The following is a 21,585-nucleotide window of genomic DNA, read 5'->3' as shown; positions in this document are numbered from 1 at the left end:
CTGCCTCCTGATTTTCTTATTTTTTCTATTTTCTGTCGCTTTGCCAGCGCAGCCATTCATCCGGCGCCGGCCTGTCGAGATACCTTTTTTCTGTGCCGCTTGTGACTATCCGGACATTGTCATCCGTGATAACCCCAAGCCTTCTGGCTCGTATTCCCACCTGCTTAAAAAATGCCAGCAGTTCTGTACTTTTATCTGTGGTGATAAGCAAGCTTCCGGCAGAAGTCATCTGATACGGATTCAACTGGTAATACTCACAAATTTCCACTGTCTCCTGGCAGATAAGAATGTCTGAAAATTCTATTTCCATTCCTATGTTAAAACATTCCCCAAGCTCCCAAAGAGCTGCCAGAATCCCACCGCTTCCTATCTGCCGCGCTGTTTTGGCGCCATGTGCAAATGCCCCTCGAATAACAGGCGGTGTGCACAGCCATTTTTCCTTTTCCTTTGTCTGACGCAAAAACGCAGGAGTAAAACGTCTGCCCAGCTCTTCCTCTGCTTCCTGCGCAATCAGCAGGGTTCCTTCCAGTCCGGCATAGCCGCACAGCAGAATCTCCCTGCCCGGTCGTGCGGCTTTTGCAGGAACAGCAGCATCTAAAAAGCCTGCCACTGTTACACAGACAATATTTTGAAAAACAGAAGGACTGCCCTCTGCTCTTATACAGGTTATCTGAAGATTTAATTTTTCGCACATTTCCTCCATTGCCGCTGCCATATGTACGATTTTTTCTTCCTTTTCTTTGGCAGGACTTAAAATCTGCACAGACACCCCTATTGGCTCTGCTCCTTTCGCGGCGACGTCATTTGCCGCGCGAAGAATGGCATATTGTCCAAGCTTCTCGGTTGTTCCGCTTACAGATGCATCCGCCCACACAAAGGCTTCACTGTGTGCCTTACCTCCACAGACAAGGGCAGAAGTTTTTTCTTCCATCATAATCGGAAAGAGTACCTCTTTGCGTCTCATCTGTATTTTCTTTTTTATATCCCGTTTCCACACGGTTTGCGATAGATTTCCAATCTTCATGGAAGCCCTCTCTTTTTCTTCTTGTTTCATTTATTTTTTATCCATTTCCGCCTGTAATCTCTTGAATTGCCTTTTGTATCTTGTCCTCATCCTGTGTCTCGATGGCGGCGTTTATTTTTTCAACAGCTTCTTGATTGTCCGATGCAGTCCCCACTCCGACCGTCTCCTTTGAGGACACGTACTCGCTGTAATTAATGACGTCCCGGCTTACTTCCTGTCCGTCTTCATAGACAACCTTCCAAAGCTGCGCAGTCATGCCCGTATGCGCCTCGCTTTGTGTTGCTATATATCCAATCGCATCTTCTGTGGCAACAAACCGTTTCCCTTCCGGCTCCTCTGTCTCTAATGTTTCACTTACATATTCTACAGATCGGTTCTCATCTCTTGTCTCTTTCCCGTAGATGTTAAATGTCAGAGAACCATCAGAAAGGACTGTTTCGATATAGATCTGACTGCCATAGTTGTTCTTAAATTTAAAGTCCAGTATATCCTCTGCAATCGCCGCGTCCATAGATGGCTCTACGTAGGAAACCAGCATAGAATGGGGATGACGCTCTGTCACCTCCAGCTCTGCCCTTAGCACTGCATTGTACAGTGTCGTTGATACCTGGCAAATTCCCCCGCCCATAGACTCGACCACCCGATCTCCTTCATAGGAAGCCGCGGGATAATATCCGTTCTCTTCTGTGTAGGGCTCCATCGCCCCATTGACAGAAATCTCTTCTCCTGGTTGAAGCAGTGTGGCATTTATATGGTTCGCCCCTGACTCTACATTCAGAGATCGGCCGGAACCGTCATTTCCATAATATGTAGTAAAGCTTCCGAGCAGATCCGTTATCCCCTCCAAATCCTCTGTTGTTATATCCGGTTCCGTATGCCTGACCTCTGCTTGTACTGTGCCGCCCTTTTTATTCCACTTCTTATCCAAAAACTGGTTGATATTTTTGACTGTTTTTTCTATATCCAGTATCTCTCCTGGCTGTTCCTCCACTACAACTACGCCGTTTTCATCCTGTGTCACACGGGCATTGACCGGAAGCTTCAAAAGAGGATTTAAACGTTCTTCCAGTATCCTTTTCACATCCTCTTCCGTCACCTGGTACGCAATGGTGAAGCGTTTCTTCTCTTTTCCCTTTTCAGAATTTTTTAAAATCTTAAAACAGCTCACTGCATTTCCGACTTTTCCGTAATCTGCCGCTTTTTGAATCACGCTGTCCAGATCCTTTACAGTAAGCCCCAGCTCTGACAAGGCTGCCTCTGCCTGGTTTCCGTTTTCTAATGTCAATATAAGCTGCTCTTGTCCGCAGCTTTCTGTATCTGCTAAAACAGCGCTTTTTGCCTCCTCTTTTGTCATATCTGAGACGTCGGTTGTCCCAATAGATACCCCTTTTATAATGACATTCTTTTCATATTTATCAATTGTTCTATGTAAGTAAAGCTGAACAAGCACAATGACACAAACTGCGCAGGCAAGAACAAAGAGCAGACCCAAGATCGCCCTTCTATCCGGCTTATAGCTTCTGACGCTTTTGTGTTTTTTTCTCTTCTTGTTCATACATTCCCCTGCCTTACTCACACACTTTCTTTATACCGCCTGCATTATATGATATATGGCAAAACCATTGTCAGAATCATTGCCACAATGATCACAAGAATTCCAATAGAAACAATTTTTCTGAACTTTTTATCATATAAATTCATATCTTGTCACTCCTTATGAAACTTCATCTAATTATAATAAACTACATTTTATACTCTTTACAGTATTTTTGCAAGCGGCACTGTTCACATTTGGGACTTCTCGCCGTACAGACAGTCCGCCCAAAGGTGATGATCTGGATATTATACAAAATCCAGTGATCCTTTGGCAGCTCCTTCATCAGATCCTGCTCTATTTTTTCTGGATCTTCATTCACAGTAAGCCCCAGCCTTTTCGAAATTCTCTTTACATGGGTGTCTACCACTACACTGGCGTCATGGTAAATATTCCCCCGTATGACATTCGCTGTCTTTCTTCCTACCCCCGCAAGAGACGTCAAGTCTTCCAGGCTTCTGGGAACCTCCCCGCCAAACCGTTCTGCCAGCGCCTTCGTACACGCTATGATATTTTTTGCCTTGTTATGATAAAATCCTGTCGGTTTAATATCCTGTTCCAGTTCCTTTAAATCTGCATTTGCAAACTTTTCCAATGTATCATATTTCTGGAACAGGTCTTTCGTTACAATATTGACACGCGCGTCCGTACACTGCGCACTTAGCATAGTCGCAATCAAAAGCTGCCACGGTGTCTCATAATGCAGGTAACAGACATATTCTGTTCCAAACTGTTCATCCAATATTTTTATAATTTCCTCTGTACGTTTCTTCATCTTTATCGCTTAAACCTCTCCTGTATCCTCTGTAATTTCATATACTGCCGCCTGGTGCGTAAGCTTATTTCTGTTCTGATAGTCAAACAGAAGAAGCTTTCCACCTATCCATTCTAAATGCGTCATTTTACGTATCTGCATTCTGCCGTACTGTTCATACCCCTTCAGATAATGGAATTCCTGCGCTTCTTTTTCATAGAATCTTCTTGCTTCCTCTTTTGTTATCTGTATCTCCTGTACGAAACAGGGGCGTCGTTTCACATTTTCTCTCATATATAGGTCCAGCAGCAGCGACTGCCTGTAGCTCTCTATATCTCGTATCTGGGATTTTTCTATAAATGCAAACAAAATCTCATATCTTGCCAGTCTGGAATGGTTTATTTTGTCCAGATTTTCTTTCTCATAATACGCCGCAATCGCTTCATACATGGTAAATGCATCCGGATATTCCTGTTCTAACAGTTCTATCGTATATTCAAACTGCCTGCTGTTATAGTACACCTCTACCATTTCTTCTATCTTTTTTAACCTGCGGATTTCTCCATACGCTATCCACCTGGTAGAGAGTACTTCATAGGGCGGCATGTCCTGATATAAAAGCCCATAATCTTCTGCCTTCTCATGCATCCAGGAGCCTTTTAAAACTTTTAAAAAGCCAAGCTGTAATTGTTCCGGCTTCAGAGCATATACATCACAGAACGATTTTTTAAAACTTGCCATATCTTCAAAGGGAAGCCCTGCAATCAAATCTAAATGCTGGTGTACGTTTCCCCTTTCCTGTATCTGCTTCACCACCTTTTTCACCCGCGAAAACTGCATTGTCCTTCGAATTTCTCTGATTGTGTCTTCATTAGTAGACTGAATCCCAATTTCAAGCTGAATCAGTCCTGGGCGCATTTTCCCAATCAGTTCCAGCTCCTCTTCACTCAACAAATCCGCCGCAATTTCAAAATGAAAATTTGTAATCCCCCTGTCATGCTCCATTAAATAGGTCCATATTTCCATTGCATGATCCCGCCTGCAATTAAATGTACGATCTACAAATTTTACCTGCGGTACCTCGCTGTCTATCAAAAATTGCAGTTCCTCCTTCACTTTCTTTGTATCTCGAAACCGCAGGCATTTATCTATGGAGGACAGACAATAGCTGCACGAAAACGGACAGCCTCGGCTCGATTCATAATACACAATCTTATTTGCAAAGCAATCCAGATTCTCATAGACAAATGGAACCGCATTGAGATCCATCACCTGTCTTGGAGGCGTCTCTATGATTTTTCCATCCGTCTTTCTGCAAAATACAATTCCGCGTATCTTATCCAATTCCGGCCGCCCCTGTTCAAAATGTTCCATCAGTTCCCGAAATGTCTCTTCTCCCTCTCCGCACATAATGCCTTCTAGCTGCGGATACTCTGCAAGCATTTGTTTGGCATTGAAAGATACCTCCGGCCCGCCCAGCCACAGTCGTACCTCGGGCAAAATTTTGGGAAGTTCCTTAAGAAGCGCCTTTACATAGGAAATGTTCCAAAGATAACAGGAGAAGCATATGACGTCTGGTTTTTGCTCAAACAGCTCTCCTAACAGCTCATTTAGCGGCTGATTGATTGTATATTCAGCGATTTTGGCCTTATATCCGAACTTTTCTGCATATGCCTTAAGACTGTAGACAGCCAGATTGGAATGTATATATTTTGCATTTATTGCAGCCAATAAAACTTTCATGCTCTCCTCCATTGACATTTTAAAAAAAACAATGTAAAATTAGAACCTGTGCAGCCGGGGTGTTAGCGGTACCTTGTACCTGCAATCCGCTATAGCAGGGGTGATATTGCGCAGAGGGCGAAAGTTTGTAAAGCTGCCCCCGATAAGTGATGTTGATGCCTGGGTCTTACGCGACGGGAATCTGTGAACTGTGTCAGGTCGGGAACGAAGCAGCACTAAGCAGAACCTCCCGGGTGCCGTGAGGGTGCCTGAGCTGAGTTAACTGTCGGGGTAACGTTTATGAACCTGGTTCGAAGCGCAATGCACATAAAAAAGACTAGCAGCACTGCTTTCCTTTATTCAGTTTCTTTTGGCTGTTTGGGACGCAGTGTTTTTTTCTCTCTCAATTCTTTGAAAAACTGTTTCATCATTTGGCTGCATTCTTCTTCTAATATTCCTGTTGTAAGTGCTGCCTGATGGTTGAATGCTTCCATCTGCAGCAAATTCAGCACAGAACCGGCGCATCCCGCTTTTGGGTTCATACATCCCACTACGACACGCTTCATTCGTGCCTGTACAATCGCTCCCGCGCACATCTGGCATGGTTCCAGAGTCACATATAAAGTACAGTCTTCCAGCCTCCAGTCTCCCGTCTTTTTACTCGCTCTTTTAATCGCCGCGATTTCTGCGTGTGCGAGAGGGCTTTTATCTGTATTACGTCTGTTATATCCCCTGGCAATAATCCGGTTATCCCTCACAATCACACAGCCGATTGGTGTCTCCTCCAGTGCGTATGCCTTTTTCGCCTGCTTCAACGCTTCTTTCATATATTTTTCATCTGTCTTTCTTTGAAGACTTCTTAATTCTTTCTCAGTTTCCAGCGTTTCTCTGCCCATATTCTGCAACCTGTTCCTTTTCAATTTCTTTTTTCCTCCGGTTCTTTTTCAGTCATGTACTGAATAGATTTAAAAGAAAGACAAGACCAGAGGTATATAGTATGAATCCCGGTAATTGTTATCTATATGAATATGAAAATATCCGTAAAGTAAGAAATGTCGGATTTTTTAAAATCACTCGGCATTATCACACCTGCATCCTGCAAATCCAGGCAAGAGGCATTTCTGTCCACGCTAAGAGCAGTGTAGATTTATATGTTTTCTACCAGGACGGGGAACATAGTGTCGCTAAAAAGCTTGCTTCCCTCTCCTGCATGGAGCACTCTTTGTCCGTCCGGATTTCCGTCTCGGAATCTGTCTTCCCGCAGGGCCGCACTCTGGAAAGAGTTGACGGATTCTTCCTGAAAGCGTCACACACAGAATCTCAAAAATTCTGGGTTGTCTCACATATTGTTCCCCAGAATATTATCCCTTACGAGGAAGCTTCCCTTTCCGGTGAAGACTCCTCTTCGGAAATGCCGGAGCATGAGACTCCTGCAAAGGACACCTCTGCCGACAAGTCGCCCTCGCCGGCACCGCCGGCAGAAGACGCTTCCTTGCAGGAAAGCTCTCCAGAAGAGAATTCTACCACCAAAACACCACCAGAGGCATCCGAATCCGATAACCACGAGGCTCCCGCCACAACTCCTGCCGCAGAAGCACCACCCGAAGATCCCGCTGTTAAAGAAACTACTGCGTCAGAAAATTCTTTAAAGGAAGAACCAGCAGAGCCGCACTCTTTTTCCACTCTGTCTGCAAAAGAAACCTCCGGACATTCTTCTGCACGGAAAATCAACCGCAGCGAGCTATGTCTGCTTCCAAAAAAATATTGGTTTCTTGCAAACAACAGCTTTCTGCTCCATGGTTATCATAAATATAACCACCTCCTTCTTGTAGAAGAAAATGGTCACTACTGGCTCGGTGTTCCAGGCATTTATGACTCCCATGAAGCGCGGGCTGCCAACCTGTTCGGTTTTCCACAGTTTACCCGTTCTTATACAGAAGCGCTTCATTTAGAAGAGGAAGAACGAAACGACGATGCAGATTTCGGACACTGGTGCCGTTATATTAAATGATCCCGTTCATTTCTTGATACAGACGTTTTGCATAGCTGTCTGTCATACCGCAGACATAATCTGTCACAAGCAGCAGGCGAAGATACAGCTTTTCCTCTTCTGTCTTTCCTTCCGCCTGCAGCTTGTAGGCATTTTTATAGTTGTCTGATATAAAAGAAATCACCCGGCTGTCTATAGAGTTGAGTTTCTCTTCCGTATCATAGTACAAGACTGCATGTACCAGTCTGTCCATAAGAAAATCGAGAATCACTGCCTCGGATACTTCCATTTTATAGATCGTTTTTGAGGAAAACACATACCGAAACGCAATATCTCCCAATAGCTCCATCAGCTCCTCCCCATAGGTGCCGTAAAACAGATCGTGGCAGAAGGTTCCCGCCATAATTTCGTCATAATGTGATGTAAAACCATATGTCGCACAGCTAATTAAAAATCCCTGCACACGCACAATCCAATTTTTCACCGCATAGGATTCCGGATTCTGCGGCTGTTTTTTTGCTCCCCTCTCATACAGCTCTTTCAGTTTCCCCAATGCATCAAAAGGGGCGTCCGGACGCTTCTCCATTAAAGCAGACAGTTCTCTTTCCAGTGTATAGTAAGAGACAAATCCTTTCACAAACGCATCTTCTATATCTGCCGTCTTATATGCGAGATCATCTGCCGCCTCCAGAATATACGTCAGAGGATGCCTGCAGTTTCCTGCTCCTGTGGCGCCGGAAATTTCTTCAAACACTTCTCTGTCCGCATCATAATATCCCATCTTTTTATCTTTTATATTGCCGCTTTTCCTGTTTATTTTATCGGAAGGAACCGGATACTTCACAATTGTATTTAACAGAGCATATGTCAGATTCATTCCATATTCATCTACCAGATAATGCAGTTTGGTCACTAGCCTGAGCGCCTGCGCATTTCCTTCGAAATGATAAAAATCCCCTTTCATCTGAGGTGTCAATATATCTTCCACCCGTCTCCCTTTAAATACAAGCTGCGGCAGGTTACGTTCAAACCATTCGCGTATCGCTGTCTCGCCAAAATGTCCAAAAGGCGGATTGCCAATATCGTGTATCAGCCCCGCACATTCCAGAATATGACAGATATCCTCCTTCATCTGTATCGTAAAACCGCTGTCTTTTCTATAATTTAAAATATTTTCCCCAATGTTCTGTCCCAGGGATTTTCCTAAGGAGGCAACCTCCAGAGAATGTGTCAGCCTTGTCCTTATAAAATCGCTTTTATCCAGCGGAAAAACTTGTGTCTTATCCTGCAGCCTGCGAAATGACGCACTTCCGATAATCCGGTGATAATCTTTTTCAAATTCGCTGCGCAGATCTGTTGATTTGAAATTTTTCTTGCTTTTTCCTCCCCGCATACGCTGTGCGGACAGCAGTGTATTCCATTCCATAGACTTCTATGTCCTTTCTGCATTTAATCCAGATAAATCGGCGGCTCATATGCCTTTCCAAGCAGAGCTTTCATTCTTTCCTGGTATCCTAAAAACGCCCACTCTGTCATATCTGTCCACTTGTGCAGCTTCCTGTCATACACCTGCACATAGCCGATCCTTGTAGGGTGCATACGTACGCTGTTTGACTGGTATTCCCTTCCTGTATATGGATTGACCTCTCCGCGTTCCCGATCCTCCTGCTCATCATTTTGACGAATAACAGGTTCAAAGTCTTCTTCTTTTTCAGAACCTTCATTGACGGGAACTCTTTCTTCCCTGCCCGCCGCATGTAAGATTCGCTGTTCCGTCGCCTTACGTTCCTTTTCTGGCGAGCTTCCTTCCCTCCTGCGAAAAAAAATGCTTCCTGTCGGAAATTTTTCTTTCTTTGGGTTTTCCAGCTCTTCTTTTATCGTTTCAACCGCCTCGCCAGACTTTGCTTCTTCTTCCAATTCTGACAATTCCTGGTGAATTTCATAAAGCTCCCCTATCGTCATGTCACGTTCTGCTTTGTCCGCCGCTGCCTTCTCTGCCGCAGGTTCTGCTTTTTTCTGCAGTGTCGTCTCTCCGGATAATATGCTCAGTTGGAACGGACAACCTAATATCCGCGCAATCATCCGCATATCTTGTTCTTGAAAATTATCTCTTCCTAAGCGCTGTGTCAGATTCTGCCTGGACATCTTTTTTCCGGTCTGTGCCTCAATTATTTCTGCCAGCTCTTTGATTGTCATTCCCTTTCTTCCCAGAATAATTTTGACTTGTTCTCCAAATGTCAGGTCTTCCATGACTTTCCTCCTTATGTACTCTTATACTCCAATATGAATATCCCAGAAGCAACATAATCGTTGCTTCATAAACCTATCTTTTTCCCTTTTCCCATTTTATCAAAACCCTGTTTTTTCGTCAATAATATAGCAGTTGTAAATAAGCGCCTGTTTATTTATAATACATACGTAGCCTGTCTTGTCAAAACTATCTGTTTTTATGCGGAACAGGCACGAAAAACATGCATTATATGAAAAGAGGAACTCTTGTGTTAAATCATTTAAAAGAAGAATATCTGCAGCCTGCTTTGTTGGAAAGCATCAAACAATTCACCGATTGTTATCCTATTCCTGAAAATCTAAAAGACCGGCTTCCTGTCCCCTCTCAATTTTACTATGGGAAAGAAATATGGGAAGCGGCAGTCTGCGCCATCTTAAGCGGAAAAAACCTTCTCCTTGCAGGACATAAAGCAACCGGAAAAAACATCTTTGCCGAAAATCTCTCCGCCATATTCGGGCGTCCCAGATGGGACATTTCTTTTCACGTAAATATGGACGCCTCCACTTTGATCGGCTGCGATACTTTTGAAAATGGAAAAGTAGTTTTCCGCCCGGGTCCCGTTTTTCAGTGTGCAAAGTACGGTGGTTTCGGCATACTTGACGAAATCAACATGGCAAAAAATGAGGCGTTGGCTGTTCTTCATGCTGCGCTTGATTTCCGCCATGTCATTGACGTACCAGGATACGAACGGATCCCCCTTCACCCCGCCGCCCGTTTCATTGCTACCATGAACTATGGCTATGCCGGAACAAAAGAGCTTAACGAAGCGCTTACCTCTCGTTTTGTCGTTATTCAGATGCCTATGATCACCCATGAACAGCTTAAAAGACTTTTGCAGTGCGAATTTCCTGCGATAAAAACCAAATATGCCGAACAGTTTGCGGCGCTCTTTCTAGAATTGCAAAAGAAATGTGAAAATTCCGAAATCTCATCTAAACCGTTGGACTTACGCGGTCTTTTAGATGCTGTCGCTCTTATGGAAAGAGGGCTGGAAGCGCATACTGCTCTGGATATGGGAATCACGAATAAATCTTTTGACATCTATGAACAAACCTTCATCCGCGATATAATCCATACGAGGATTCCAAGGCATCTAGAACACAATCAATTATTCGAGGTATAAGGTATGAATTATGATATACAGGAAGAAAAACGGGCAAAAAACATCATCTGGACTGCTGCCGAAGACTATTCGTTTGAGCCGCTCTATCTCGCTTTTAACCAGGACAACACCGCTGACGTATACCTGAATCTTATCATTGGCCTGGTATACAAATGGTATGATAAAACAGAAATAGAACAGCTCTTTCATTCTCTGGGAACCGGCCAGAGAGAGCTGTATGAAGGAATTTTCTGGCTGGGGCTTGAAAATGCTGCCTATGAAAGGGAAGTTCCACTGCGCCCTGCCTTAAAAGAACTACGTACAGAATATGCTGCCCGTAATCTGAAAGCTATGCATAAATCTGCCTCGGATGTGCTTCTCTGTGCACTACAGCGCGGAAGGTTCTGTGAAATTTTAGGCAAAGACAGTCCTCTGTCCGGCTGGAAAAAAGAACTGTTAAGCTCCTTATCCTACAGCGCCCAGTTATCTTCCTGTGAGATCATAGAAAAAACAAAGAAAATTTATCAAACCTATTTCCGGTATATCCCCCACGCTCCCAGCAAAAAATCCGGATCCTACTTTCTCCAGAAAGTACTTCCCGCATTTTATTCTCTTGGAAGGGTACACTCTGGTTTCGTAAGGGTACACACCTCCTCTGTTAAGGAAACAGATTCACCTGCTCCTGCCGGTGCATTTGTCCGGCAATTAGGTGTTCTTTTTCAGTTTACGCACCTGGAACGAGAAGAACTTTCCAAAAAATATGTACAGGCATGTTTCGGAGAGAGTATGTATCCTGAGCAGACTGTCCACAAAATCGAACAATCTCTTTGTACAGGAAATCATGCAGGGCTCCATCTGCTCTTTACGCGTGCCTCTCTTATGCCGCTTACTGCATGTCCTGAAAAATTTCAGAAAGAAATACAGACCTTCCGGCAGCAGACAATTTTACAGAAGGAAAAAAACATCCAGTATTACAGAAACGCCCTGCCGCTTCATCATAATAGCATCCTTCGTTTGTCAGAAAAACTTTCAAATGCCTTAGATTCTCTGACTGATGAAGAAGTGTCCCGCTCATACTCTGGCAGGTTAAACACCTCTCAGGCCTGGCGTGCCTTCTGCCTCGATGACAACCGTATTTTTACAAAAAAAGGAGAACACCTTTCTGCCGGATTTTCAGTAGATTTGCTTTTAGACGCCTCTTCTTCCAGAAAGAATTGTCAGGAAAGTATCGCCGCTCAAGCCTACATTCTTGCAGAAAGCCTTACTCACCTGCATATTCCTGTACAGATATATTCTTATTGCAGCATACGCGGCTACACAGTGATGCGGTTATACCGTACTTATCAAGAAAATAAGCAAAACAAAGACATCTTTTCATATACTGCTGCTGGCAGTAACAGAGACGGTCTGGCTCTTAGAGGCGCCGCACATCTGATGGAAGAATCTCCCTGTGAAAAGAGACTGCTGATTATGCTGTCTGATGCAAGCCCCAGTGACGATCGCTGTGCAAAAGAAGGCCCTTTTTATCAGAACCATGAATATACAGACAGCGTCGGAATTCAAGATACGGCCAAGGAAGTGCGGAATCTAAAAAATCGCGGTATTCAAGTGCTTGGGGTATTTATGGGAATTGAAAAAGATATCCCCGCCGCAAAAGAAATTTTCGGCAGGGATTTTGTAAGAATTCAAGATATTCATTATTTTGCTGATTCTGTCGGGAATATGCTTCTCCATTCCCTTTTATCTTTATAATATACCGCCCTTTTCTGCCACAATGTCTGCACAGATATACCGCGGCTATACTTTTTATGTAAACAATACTATACGGCAGTCCTTACTGTTCCAGATATTCTTCTAATGTCAGTCCTTTTTCTGTTATCTCCTTCGCTGCTTCTTTTCCCACGTAGCGGTAATGCCACGGCTCATAAACAATCCCTGTCACGTCTGCTTTATCTGACGGATAACGAAGTATAAACCCATACTCTGCACAATGTTCCATGAGCCATTTCTGTTCCGGCGTATCTCCCTGTGCATCATCTAGTTCCTCGTAGGCAGAAGCAATGATATCCACCGCAAGCCCCGTCGCATGCTCGCTCGTCCCCGGCACCGCAACCGATTTCTTTGTCTCGTCATATGCGTCCAGCGGAGTATACCCCTGAGCAATCCAATCCTGCATCGTAGAATTAAACACATCCCTCTGCTGCTCATAGGAACGGTAGGCAGACGCCACATACATGCTTAAGCCTTCTGCCTGCGCATCACTTAACATCTGCTCTAATTCTCCGGCGATTCTTGTATCTACCGAACGTTCTGTATCAATCTCCGTCAACTCTGGCGCATAATCCGTCGCCAGAGGATGGCTTTCATTGACAAGCGCCAACGCCCATCCCTCATCATTTCCCGAAAGAGTTGCCGCGCTGTCTCCTACCGCCGCTTCTCTTTGTACCTTGCCTTTTAGCTTTTTGTTCTCTGTTTCCAGCTTTTTATTCTGTGCAGTCAATTTTTCCTCATGTGAATCTACTACATGCTTCGCCGCAGCAATTGTAAGCAAGATACCAAATACGACTCCTATAGCGATTCCTGTTATCAGTATTTTTTTCATCTTCATATTCCATTTTTTCATCACAGTTTAAACTCCGTCCGTATCTTAGAATCTATATCTTCTTGTGTTGAACAGACCGCCATTTTATATGGCTCGCCTTCGATCTCGTATTCGCGGTAATAATAGGAATCTGTAAAATCAGCCGGCTTATTTATCAGCATAGCGGGAGTGCCTAAAAAAATTTCAAAGGTATCCAGTGCAAGAGCCATGCCCTTTCTCGTTGCTTTCATAAAGCTTTCTTTGAGTACCCAATATCTAAAGAACACTTCATTCTGCTGCTGTCTGTCTGCTGCCTCTATTATCCTTTTGTACTCCGCAGGACAAAAATACCGGTGTGCCATCTTTAGATTTGCTTCCCTTATCTGTTCAATGTCACAGCCGACCTGCACATCTACTTTTTTCTCCAACTCCGCCGCACACATCACAAAAAAACCGGAATGAGAAAGATTGAAATTGCTGTCCTCTGGCAGTTGATACTCTTTCTTTATCTTTTCCCACAAGCTCCACACACCTACACTCTGTGCCTTGTTTAATTTTCTCTTTATCTTGTCCGCTTTTTCCTGTCTGAAAGAAGGAAGCACTTCATAATATCTTTTATAACATCCCTCGTCCAGCAGCGGACGAATATCTGCAACCCAGGCTTTCACCATATGCTTTCAACCTTTTCATCTCTTAGCCAGCCGCTGCAAAGCACTGCATTTGCCCGCAGATACCGCCTATCTCTCTTTTAAATACCGCACTTCAAATGTATCGATCGTAATCGGTTTATTAAAAAGACTTCCCTGTGCATAATTACATCCAAGTTCATTCAGCACATTTAACTGATCCTGTGTCTCCACTCCAGACGCACAGACATATGCTCCAAGCTGCCTGCACACCTCAATCACTGCCTTTGCCACAATTCTGCTGCGGCTGTTTCCTACAATATTAGACACAAGCCCCTTGTCCAGTTTCAAACCATCAAATTCCATCACAGAAAGAATGGAAATACTAGAATCCTTTGCCCCGAAATGATCCAGTGTAACTCTTACATTTTCCTTCCTGATTTTATTGCTCGTCTCTGAAAGCATTTCCTGATTCATATTTGCATAGGATTCTGAAACTTCTACTTCCAGATACTCGCAGGATACATGGTATTTCTCAATCAAAGCCATCATTTTATCTGCAATATCCACCTGGCACAAAGTAGCTCCGGCAAAATTTACAGATATAGGAACCATAGGAATATCGTCTCTTTCCCATCTGCGTAAGGTCTTGCATACCTCTTCAAATACATAGAGGTCTAAATGATGAGACAGACGGGTTTCCTGAAGCAGTGTAATATATTTTTCAGGATTTAAAATCCCTAAATCTTTATGATGATAACGCACCACTGCCTCTGCCCCGACGATTTCCTCCGTCACTACATCGATCTTCGGTACCAGACAGACAATAAAGCTTCCCTGTTCAATATCCTGGAGCAAATCTTGCTTTATGATCGGCTCATGGTGTCCTTTCTTCAAGTTTTTATAATATTTCTGCTTTTCTTCACGCATCATGTTCTCTGCATGCGCCACCAGATTATCTACATTGATATCTATCTTTTCCCATGCATATCCCATCGTGACGAGCCCAAGGCTGATATTATCTAATTTGTCATGCGCCGCATGAATATTCTTCATAAATTCTTCGTATGACGCATCTTCAGCAACAGCCAGGTACTCATCTCCTGTAAGCCGAAAAACCATACCACTTTTAAAGAACTCTTCCAGCACTTCCCCTACGCGGATAACCACTTCATCCCCATAGTCGCGTCCAAATTCCTTGTTAAAGTTTTTCAGCCCGTTGATGTCCACAGATAAAGCGCCAAGCGTTTTTCTCTCCTTTTTCTCAGCTTCTGCCAGATACTGTACAAAACTATTTCTGTTTAATAATCCAGTCAAATCATCGTGGTAGCTTAAGTACTCCTGCTGCTTCTGCTGTTTCTGCAATACAATCGCCTGTCTTATAAATGGCAGCACCGCATACATCAAAGATAACTCACAGCCTCCTCTGTGCACTCCTACAACTGCCAGAATTGCTGTTGATTCTTCGCCAATCTGTTCAAATATACTGTAGCTTTCTTCTGTTGTGTCTGTTATTTCCTGTTTCATCCACTTAGGCTGCTGTTCCGCCTCCAGCATTTTAATCTTATCACGCTGCCACGGTACGTTTTCTGCACACCACTCATAGATAGTCTCTATGTCATCATATTCTTTTTCTATATAATATACATATTCTGAATCATAATAATTCCGTACTGTACTCAGTACATCATTCATAATCTCTACAAGAGAACGTTGTCTTTCTTTTTCACTCATGGGATACCCCTTTTTTCAAAGTTTCACTCATTTTTTGGATAAAAGGGCGCAAAAAACCTATTTATCCGATTTCAGATAAAGCTATTGTAGTATAATCTATGCTAAAATGCAAGTCTGTAAGCTTCCTGTAATCTGTAAATTCGTATCAGTTCAGCCATCTGTTAGCAGGAGACGGATTTATGCCTGCATAAGAATCCGACGACTGCTACACAGATGAGCTAAATGCCGCCAATGAGCAAAACAGTGGCGGCAGCCACAATCGTCGACTGCCTATAGCGAAATGGGGTGTATGCAGAATTGAGCTAGCACTGCGGAAATTGCCAAAAATACCTTCCTCGTCTGTAAGAAAAATTTTAACAGAGGGTACGCAAAAAACACTGTATCGGAAGGCAGCTTTGTTAGTTAAATTTCATAAAAAAGAAATCGACTTCACGCTGCTACTGGTTCCCAACCAGAAGAATTTGTTTACTTCTGATTGGAAATGCATAGCAGCGTGAAGCCGATTTTTTCCGCCTGGAACTATAAGCTTAAGCTGCGAAAGTGTGAGTGTGAAAGAGATGTTTTGCGTGAGTGAGGAATTTCGGCGAAGCCCTGACGAACGATGCAAAACACCTCTTTCACACGTACCTTTTGTCAATTAACTTTATAATTATCAAAGATTCCAAGGTTTTTCTTTTGATACTTTCAGGCGGTTCATAGCTCTTGCCAGAGACGCCTGTGAGTGGTAGTATTCCTGGATGCTTTGTTTCTGACGGAGTTGTTCTTCCGCGCGTTCTTTTGCTTCCTCTGCACGCCGAATGTCAATTTCTTCCGGCCGTTCTGCAGTGTCTACCAGCATTGTCACACGATTATTTACAATTTCCATAAATCCTGCGCCGACCGCAATATCCACCCATTTTCCTTTTTCCACTTCCATGCGCGCGTCTCCGACATTCACTGCAATTACCATATTCTCATGGTTCGGAAGGATTCCTTTCTCCCCGTCCGGCGCCGGTATAATTATCTGCCTGCACCTGCCTTCATAAAACACCCTGTCGCTTGCTATAATTTTCAGTCCAAATGTATCCATACACATGCACCTCTATTCTGCAGCTTTTGCCTTCTCTATTACATCGTCAATGGTTCCCACATTGAAAAATGCAGATTCCGGATACGCGTCCATCTCGCCGTTTATAATCATCTTAAATCCGCGGATAGTCTCCTTCAATGGCACGTATCTGCCTGGAATACCGGTAAATGTCTCTGCCACAAAGAACGGCTGGGACAAAAACCGCTGAATCTTCCGTGCACGCATAACCGTTGCCTTGTCTTCATCTGACAATTCTTCCATACCAAGAATGGCAATAATGTCCTGCAGTTCCTTATATTTCTGTAAAATAGCGAGTACCTTATTTGCTACTTCATAATGCTCCTCTCCTACTACATCTGCTTCCAGGATACGTGAACTGGATTCCAGAGGATCTACAGCCGGATAAATTCCCTGCTCCACAATCTTTCTAGAAAGTACAGTGGTTGCATCCAGATGTGCAAATGTCGTTGCCGGAGCCGGATCTGTCAGGTCATCCGCCGGTACATAGACTGCCTGTACTGACGTAACGGAACCATCTTTCGTTGAAGCAATTCTTTCCTGGAGCTCTCCCATCTCGGTGGCAAGAGTCGGCTGATAGCCTACTGCGGAAGGCATACGCCCAAGCAGCGCAGAAACCTCACTTCCTGCCTGTGTGAAACGGAAAATATTATCGATAAAGAGAAGTACATTTTGATGCTGCTCGTCACGAAAATATTCCGCCATTGTAAGCCCCGTCTCTGCCACACGCATACGCGCTCCAGGCGGCTCATTCATCTGTCCGAATACCAGCGCTGTTTTTTCCAACACGCCTGATTCTTTCATCTCTGTCCAGAGATCGTTTCCTTCGCGGGAACGCTCTCCTACACCTGTAAAAATAGAATATCCTCCATGTTCTGTGGCGATATTACGGATCAGCTCCTGTATCAGCACGGTTTTCCCAACACCCGCGCCGCCGAACAGCCCAATCTTACCGCCTTTCGCATAAGGTGCCAGCAGGTCAATGACTTTGATCCCTGTCTCCAGAATTTCAACTACCGGACTTTGATCTTCGAAGCTCGGCGGATCTCTGTGAATGACCCACTTAGGAGCTTCCTCTATTTTCTCTCCATCATCGATCGTCTCTCCAAGAACATTGAACAATCTCCCTAGCGTCTTTTCACCGACGGGGACCTTGATTCCCGCACCGGTCGCCGTCACTTCCATATCCCTGTGCAGCCCTTCACTCGCCGCAAGCATCAGGCACCGCACTTCATTATTTCCCAGGTGCTGTGCCACTTCCATAATACATTTTTTGCCGTCATTCTCTACTTCGAGAGCATCCTTAATGTAAGGAAGTTCTCCGCTTTCAAATACTACGTCAACGACAGGCCCCATCACCTGTACAATTCGTCCTTTATTCATCATTCATGCTCACTTCCTTTCCCCATTCTGTGCTCTGGCTCCCGCGCAGACCTCCGTTATCTCCTGGGTAATTGCCGCCTGCCGCGCCCTGTTATATAGAACAGACAAGTCTTTGATCAGGCTCTGTGCACTGTCAGTAGCAGATTTCATTGCCATCATACGTGCATTATGCTCGCTGGCATAAGCCTCCACCAGACAGCCATAAACCATACCCGTCACGTAATTTGGAACAATGCTGTCCATCACTGCTTCCGCCGAAGGATACAGTTCAATCGCTTCCCGGTACATATTCAGAGGCATTTTCATTTCACTGAAATCACTTCTTTCCAAGGGGAGAAGCTTTACCGTCTCCGCATCTGCCTGTACCGAATTTTCCATTCTGGTATACACAATGTAAACCTCATCCAATTCTCTATTCTGAAACTGTTCCAAAATCTTCGCGGAAATGTTTCTTGCTCGGTGCATCGTTGGTTTCTGAACTGTATACTGAAAATTCGTATCAATTTCAATCTCTTTCTTGGAAAAATAATGCCTGCCAAGCTCTCCCACCACAAAAAGCTTGTGTTTTCCCGGCTTTGCCAGAATTTCTTCTTCCAGCTTTATCACATTGTGATTATAGGCTCCCGCAAGGCCTTTATCTGCGGTGACCACAATGGAACCAATTTTCCTCTCCTCTTTGGGCACCCCCTCACGCCTGTCAAAAAAACGGTGCGTCAATTCCGGCAGGTGCCGCAAAATCCTTGCAATCTCTCCTTGTAGTCCGTAAAAATATGGTTCTGTATCCGCTAATTTTTTCCGCGCCTGTGTCATCTTAGAAGAAGAAATCATATACATCGCATTTGTAATTTTCATTGTGTCTTTGACACTGTTGATACGTTCCTGTACTTCTTTTATATTTGCCATGCTAACACCTGCTCTTTTTAAATTCTCCGGCTGCCTCAACAATCTTTTCTATCAATTCTTCCGTCAGTGCTTTGCTCTCCTCTATCTCCTGTCCGATTTCCGGATGTTCCGTCTCAAAATATGCGAGCATTTCCTTCTGGAAGGATTTGATATTTGCCTTGCCTATACCAAGCAACACTTTATGTGTAGCTGCACATAATGTAATCACCTTTTCATGCAGGCTCAAAGGGTGGCATAGCGGCTGTTTTAAAAGCTCCATCAGGCCGCTTCCGTATTCCAGCTGTTCCTTCGTCGCCGCATCCAGATCGGAACTAAACTGTGTAAACACTTCCATTTCGCGATACTGCGCCAGATCAATACGGATACTTCCGGACGCTTTCTTCATCGCCTTTGTCTGTGCCGCACCGCCCACACGAGATACAGACAATCCCACGTTGACAGCAGGCCGCATACCTGCGGCAAACAAATCGCTCTCTAAGAAAATCTGCCCGTCTGTAATAGAAATCACATTCGTTGGAATGTATGCAGATACATCCCCTGCCTGTGTCTCTATGATCGGCAGCGCTGTGATGGAGCCGCCGCCTTTTTCTTCGCTCAAACGGCTTGAGCGTTCCAAGAGTCTGGAATGTAAATAGAACACATCTCCAGGGTACGCCTCACGTCCCGGAGAACGTCCAAGTAGAAGCGACAAGGCTCTGTAAGCCACCGCGTGCTTCGACAGATCGTCGTATACAATCAATACATCCTTTCCCTGGTACATAAAGTATTCTGCCATTGCTGTACCAGCATAAGGAGCAATATACTGCAGCGGCGCACAATCACTCGCTGTCGAGGACATAACAATCGTATAGTCCAGCGCCCCATGACTTCCAAGCGTATTAACCACCTTTGCAACTGTAGAAGCCTTCTGTCCGATTGCCACATAAATACAGATGACATCTTTTCCTTTCTGATTCAGAATCGCATCCAGCGCAATCGAAGTTTTTCCGGTCTGCCTGTCTCCGATAATCAACTCTCTTTGCCCGCGTCCAATTGGAAACATTGCATCTATAGAGAGAATCCCCGTCTCCAGCGGAACACTGACCGATTTCCGTTCAATAATTCCCGGCGCTTCCCTCTCAACAGGCAGATAATCCTCCGCTTGAATCGGACCTTTGCCGTCGATTGGGGCTCCCAGCGCGTCCACAACTCTTCCAATGTAGCTTTCCCCTACCGGAACGCCTGCCTTCTTTCCTGTCCGACTTACTTTCGTTCCCTCTCTGATGCCTGTATCATGTCCAAAAAGGATACATCCTGTCTCATTTTTCCGGACGTCCTGTACCATACCCTTTAAGCCTGTATCGAAGGTAACAATCTCTCCATACATTGCATGGTCAATTCCGTAAATAGTGGCAATTCCATCACCGACTGCGACAACTGTTCCGACTTCGCTGTCTTTTGCCATACTATCAAAATTTTCTATCTCCTCTTTTAGGATAGAGATAATTTCATCTGAACTGATTCCATTCACCTTGTTCACCTCCAAGTCAATTTTTGTTCTAATCTCTCTAATCGTCCTTTCAGACTCCAGTCATACTCATCATTGCCGACAAGCAATATAAATCCTCCCAGCAGACGCGGATCTTTACGAATCGTGAGCTTGACTTTTACAGCGCTGTATTTCTTCAAAAGAAACACCTCTATCCTCTTTTGATGTTCTTTATCCGGCGGCTCTACACAAATAATCTGTGCATGAACGATCCGCTCCCGCTCCTCCAAATATTTGTCATAGGCAGCAAATATATCTGTGATCAGATTCATTCGGTTGTTTTTGCATACAAGCTTTAAAAAATTTCTTATTTCTTCCGGGAAAATCCTGTCAATCACTCTCATTTTACTGCTGCCGGCAATCACAGGATTTATAAACACATCATAGAGAACCGGCACCTCTTTTAATATATCCCTTGCCTCCTGTATCGCTTCCTTTGAAATCGTAAGCTCATACAATACTCTGGCGTACCGTATCGCTGCTGCCGGTATCTGCCCTGCACTATTTTTTGTCTGGGTCATCAAAAGCTTCACCTACTTCTTCTAGAAACTGATTATAAATTTCCTGATTTCCTTGATTCTCTGTCTTTTCTCCTACAATTTTGGCAGCCGCATTTAACGCCAGGCCTGCAATCTGGGACTGGAGCTCATGTATCGTCTGTTCCCGCTGTACGCGGATAGATTCTTTCGCAGACTCCATCATATCTGCCGCTTTCTCGTCGGCTTTTTGCAGGATTTTCTCATATTCCTCTTTTGCCTGTCTCTGCGCTTTCTCAAGGATTTTCGCGGATTCCTGCTTTGCGCCGCTTAAGGCCGCCTCATATTCCCGCTTCATTTTCGCCGCGTCATCCTGTGCGTTCTGCGCGTTTAAAAGCCCGTCTTCGATAAGCTTCTTTCTTTTTTCCATGATCTCTGTCACAGGCTTAATCAAAAAGTGCCTAAGCAAAAGATAAAGAACAACAAGATTTATAATGGTATAGAGAAGGTTCATATTCAGTTGCAGCACCTGTCTCACCCGCCTTTCCGTTATTGTCTTTATTTTAAGAAGAAAATAATCAGCAGACCGATAATAAAGCCATAAATCGCCGTCGCCTCTGCAAGCGCACATCCAAGAATCAGCGTTTTACTGATTTTTCCTTCTGCCTCAGGCTGTCTGGCAATCGCCTCTGTAGCCTTTGCTGTTGCAATTCCAATGCCAATTCCTGCTCCAATACCTGTTAAAACCGCAATACCTGCTCCAATCGCAATAATTGTTCCCATACTATTCA

Annotated in this window: 20 protein-coding genes and 1 other RNA gene; 4 read left to right on the top strand and 17 right to left on the bottom strand. The window is 44.3% G+C overall.

Annotation, left to right across the window (positions count from 1 at the left end; genetic code table 11):
• Positions 1–25: 25 nt before the first annotated feature.
• From H8S37_RS12300 to H8S37_RS12285, 4 genes are all read right to left on the bottom strand, one after another.
• Entirely contained in the window at positions 26–1,054 is a 1,029-nt protein-coding gene (locus H8S37_RS12300; RefSeq protein WP_186876354.1) for an AIR synthase related protein, read from the bottom strand.
• A gap of 7 nt (positions 1,055–1,061) precedes the next feature.
• Entirely contained in the window at positions 1,062–2,579 is a 1,518-nt protein-coding gene (locus H8S37_RS12295; protein WP_186876353.1) for a VanW family protein, read from the bottom strand.
• A gap of 187 nt (positions 2,580–2,766) precedes the next feature.
• A complete protein-coding gene (nth, locus tag H8S37_RS12290; protein ID WP_186876352.1) occupies positions 2,767–3,393 on the bottom strand; it encodes an endonuclease III in 627 nt (208 codons plus the stop codon).
• A gap of 9 nt (positions 3,394–3,402) precedes the next feature.
• The gene (locus tag H8S37_RS12285; RefSeq protein ID WP_186876351.1) at positions 3,403–5,115 is read right to left on the bottom strand and encodes a B12-binding domain-containing radical SAM protein; all 1,713 of its coding nucleotides are present in this window, start codon (positions 5,113–5,115) and stop codon (positions 3,403–3,405) included.
• Positions 5,116–5,161: 46 nt separating this feature from the next.
• Here H8S37_RS12285 and ffs point away from each other — a divergent pair.
• Positions 5,162–5,423, top strand: an RNA gene (gene ffs / locus H8S37_RS12280) — signal recognition particle sRNA large type.
• 27 nt (positions 5,424–5,450) lie between these two features.
• On the opposite strand, the gene tadA is transcribed toward ffs, so the two are convergent.
• On the bottom strand, positions 5,451–5,990 hold the full coding sequence (gene tadA / locus H8S37_RS12275) for a tRNA adenosine(34) deaminase TadA (protein ID WP_186876486.1): 540 nt from the start codon (positions 5,988–5,990) through the stop codon (positions 5,451–5,453).
• A gap of 101 nt (positions 5,991–6,091) precedes the next feature.
• Here tadA and H8S37_RS12270 point away from each other — a divergent pair, with 101 nt between their 5' ends.
• Positions 6,092–7,105: a DUF6128 domain-containing protein gene (locus H8S37_RS12270; RefSeq protein ID WP_186876350.1), complete on the top strand. Its 1,014-nt coding sequence runs from the start codon at positions 6,092–6,094 to the stop codon at positions 7,103–7,105.
• On the opposite strand, the gene H8S37_RS12265 is transcribed toward H8S37_RS12270, so the two are convergent.
• Both H8S37_RS12265 and H8S37_RS12260 read right to left on the bottom strand, forming a co-directional pair.
• The gene (locus H8S37_RS12265) at positions 7,098–8,510 is read right to left on the bottom strand and encodes a deoxyguanosinetriphosphate triphosphohydrolase (RefSeq protein ID WP_186876349.1); all 1,413 of its coding nucleotides are present in this window, start codon (positions 8,508–8,510) and stop codon (positions 7,098–7,100) included. The two genes, H8S37_RS12270 and H8S37_RS12265, sit on opposite strands and share 8 nt — an antisense overlap.
• Positions 8,511–8,533: 23 nt before the next feature.
• A complete protein-coding gene (locus H8S37_RS12260; RefSeq protein WP_186876348.1) occupies positions 8,534–9,334 on the bottom strand; it encodes a hypothetical protein in 801 nt (266 codons plus the stop codon).
• A 230-nt stretch (positions 9,335–9,564) separates the two neighbouring features.
• On the opposite strand from H8S37_RS12260, the gene H8S37_RS12255 reads away from it, so the two are divergent.
• Both H8S37_RS12255 and H8S37_RS12250 read left to right on the top strand, forming a co-directional pair.
• Positions 9,565–10,497: an AAA family ATPase gene (locus H8S37_RS12255; RefSeq protein ID WP_186876485.1), complete on the top strand. Its 933-nt coding sequence runs from the start codon at positions 9,565–9,567 to the stop codon at positions 10,495–10,497.
• A gap of 3 nt (positions 10,498–10,500) precedes the next feature.
• Positions 10,501–12,228: a vWA domain-containing protein gene (locus H8S37_RS12250; protein ID WP_186876347.1), complete on the top strand. Its 1,728-nt coding sequence runs from the start codon at positions 10,501–10,503 to the stop codon at positions 12,226–12,228.
• Positions 12,229–12,310: 82 nt separating this feature from the next.
• Here the strand turns inward: H8S37_RS12250 and H8S37_RS12245 are convergent, their stop codons facing one another.
• From H8S37_RS12245 to atpE, 10 genes are all read right to left on the bottom strand, one after another.
• On the bottom strand, positions 12,311–13,099 hold the full coding sequence (locus H8S37_RS12245) for a M15 family metallopeptidase (RefSeq protein ID WP_186876346.1): 789 nt from the start codon (positions 13,097–13,099) through the stop codon (positions 12,311–12,313).
• On the bottom strand, positions 13,099–13,728 hold the full coding sequence (locus H8S37_RS12240; protein ID WP_186876345.1) for a 4'-phosphopantetheinyl transferase family protein: 630 nt from the start codon (positions 13,726–13,728) through the stop codon (positions 13,099–13,101). The genes H8S37_RS12245 and H8S37_RS12240 overlap by 1 nt, the downstream gene beginning before the upstream one ends.
• Before the next feature lie 66 nt (positions 13,729–13,794).
• A complete protein-coding gene (locus H8S37_RS12235) occupies positions 13,795–15,417 on the bottom strand; it encodes a bifunctional diguanylate cyclase/phosphodiesterase (protein ID WP_186876344.1) in 1,623 nt (540 codons plus the stop codon).
• A gap of 652 nt (positions 15,418–16,069) precedes the next feature.
• Positions 16,070–16,486 (bottom strand): ATP synthase F1 subunit epsilon, encoded by a 417-nt coding sequence (gene atpC / locus H8S37_RS12230; RefSeq protein ID WP_186876343.1) that lies wholly within the window; start codon positions 16,484–16,486, stop codon positions 16,070–16,072.
• A gap of 12 nt (positions 16,487–16,498) precedes the next feature.
• Positions 16,499–17,887, bottom strand: coding sequence for a F0F1 ATP synthase subunit beta (gene atpD / locus H8S37_RS12225; protein ID WP_186876484.1), 1,389 nt, complete (start codon positions 17,885–17,887; stop codon positions 16,499–16,501).
• Between the two features lie 9 nt (positions 17,888–17,896).
• Positions 17,897–18,790 carry an ATP synthase F1 subunit gamma gene (atpG, locus tag H8S37_RS12220; protein ID WP_186876342.1) on the bottom strand — a complete coding sequence of 298 codons (894 nt, stop codon included), beginning with the start codon at positions 18,788–18,790 and terminating at the stop codon, positions 17,897–17,899.
• Between the two features lies 1 nt (position 18,791).
• A complete protein-coding gene (atpA, locus tag H8S37_RS12215) occupies positions 18,792–20,309 on the bottom strand; it encodes a F0F1 ATP synthase subunit alpha (protein ID WP_408631377.1) in 1,518 nt (505 codons plus the stop codon).
• Positions 20,306–20,839, bottom strand: coding sequence for an ATP synthase F1 subunit delta (atpH, locus tag H8S37_RS12210; RefSeq protein ID WP_186876340.1), 534 nt, complete (start codon positions 20,837–20,839; stop codon positions 20,306–20,308). Before atpH ends, atpA begins: the two co-directional genes overlap by 4 nt.
• Positions 20,820–21,323 (bottom strand): F0F1 ATP synthase subunit B, encoded by a 504-nt coding sequence (gene atpF / locus H8S37_RS12205; protein ID WP_186876339.1) that lies wholly within the window; start codon positions 21,321–21,323, stop codon positions 20,820–20,822. The genes atpH and atpF overlap by 20 nt, the downstream gene beginning before the upstream one ends.
• Positions 21,324–21,352: 29 nt before the next feature.
• Positions 21,353–21,577, bottom strand: a complete 225-nt coding sequence (atpE, locus tag H8S37_RS12200; protein WP_178058253.1) for an ATP synthase F0 subunit C — start codon at positions 21,575–21,577, stop codon at positions 21,353–21,355.
• Positions 21,578–21,585: the final 8 nt, after the last annotated feature.

It is taken from the genome of Mediterraneibacter hominis (assembly GCF_014287475.1).
GTDB classification, from domain to species: domain Bacteria; phylum Bacillota; class Clostridia; order Lachnospirales; family Lachnospiraceae; genus Mediterraneibacter; species Mediterraneibacter hominis.
Note: the sequence above shows the minus strand (reverse complement) of the source record. Positions and strands in the feature narration are given on the sequence as shown.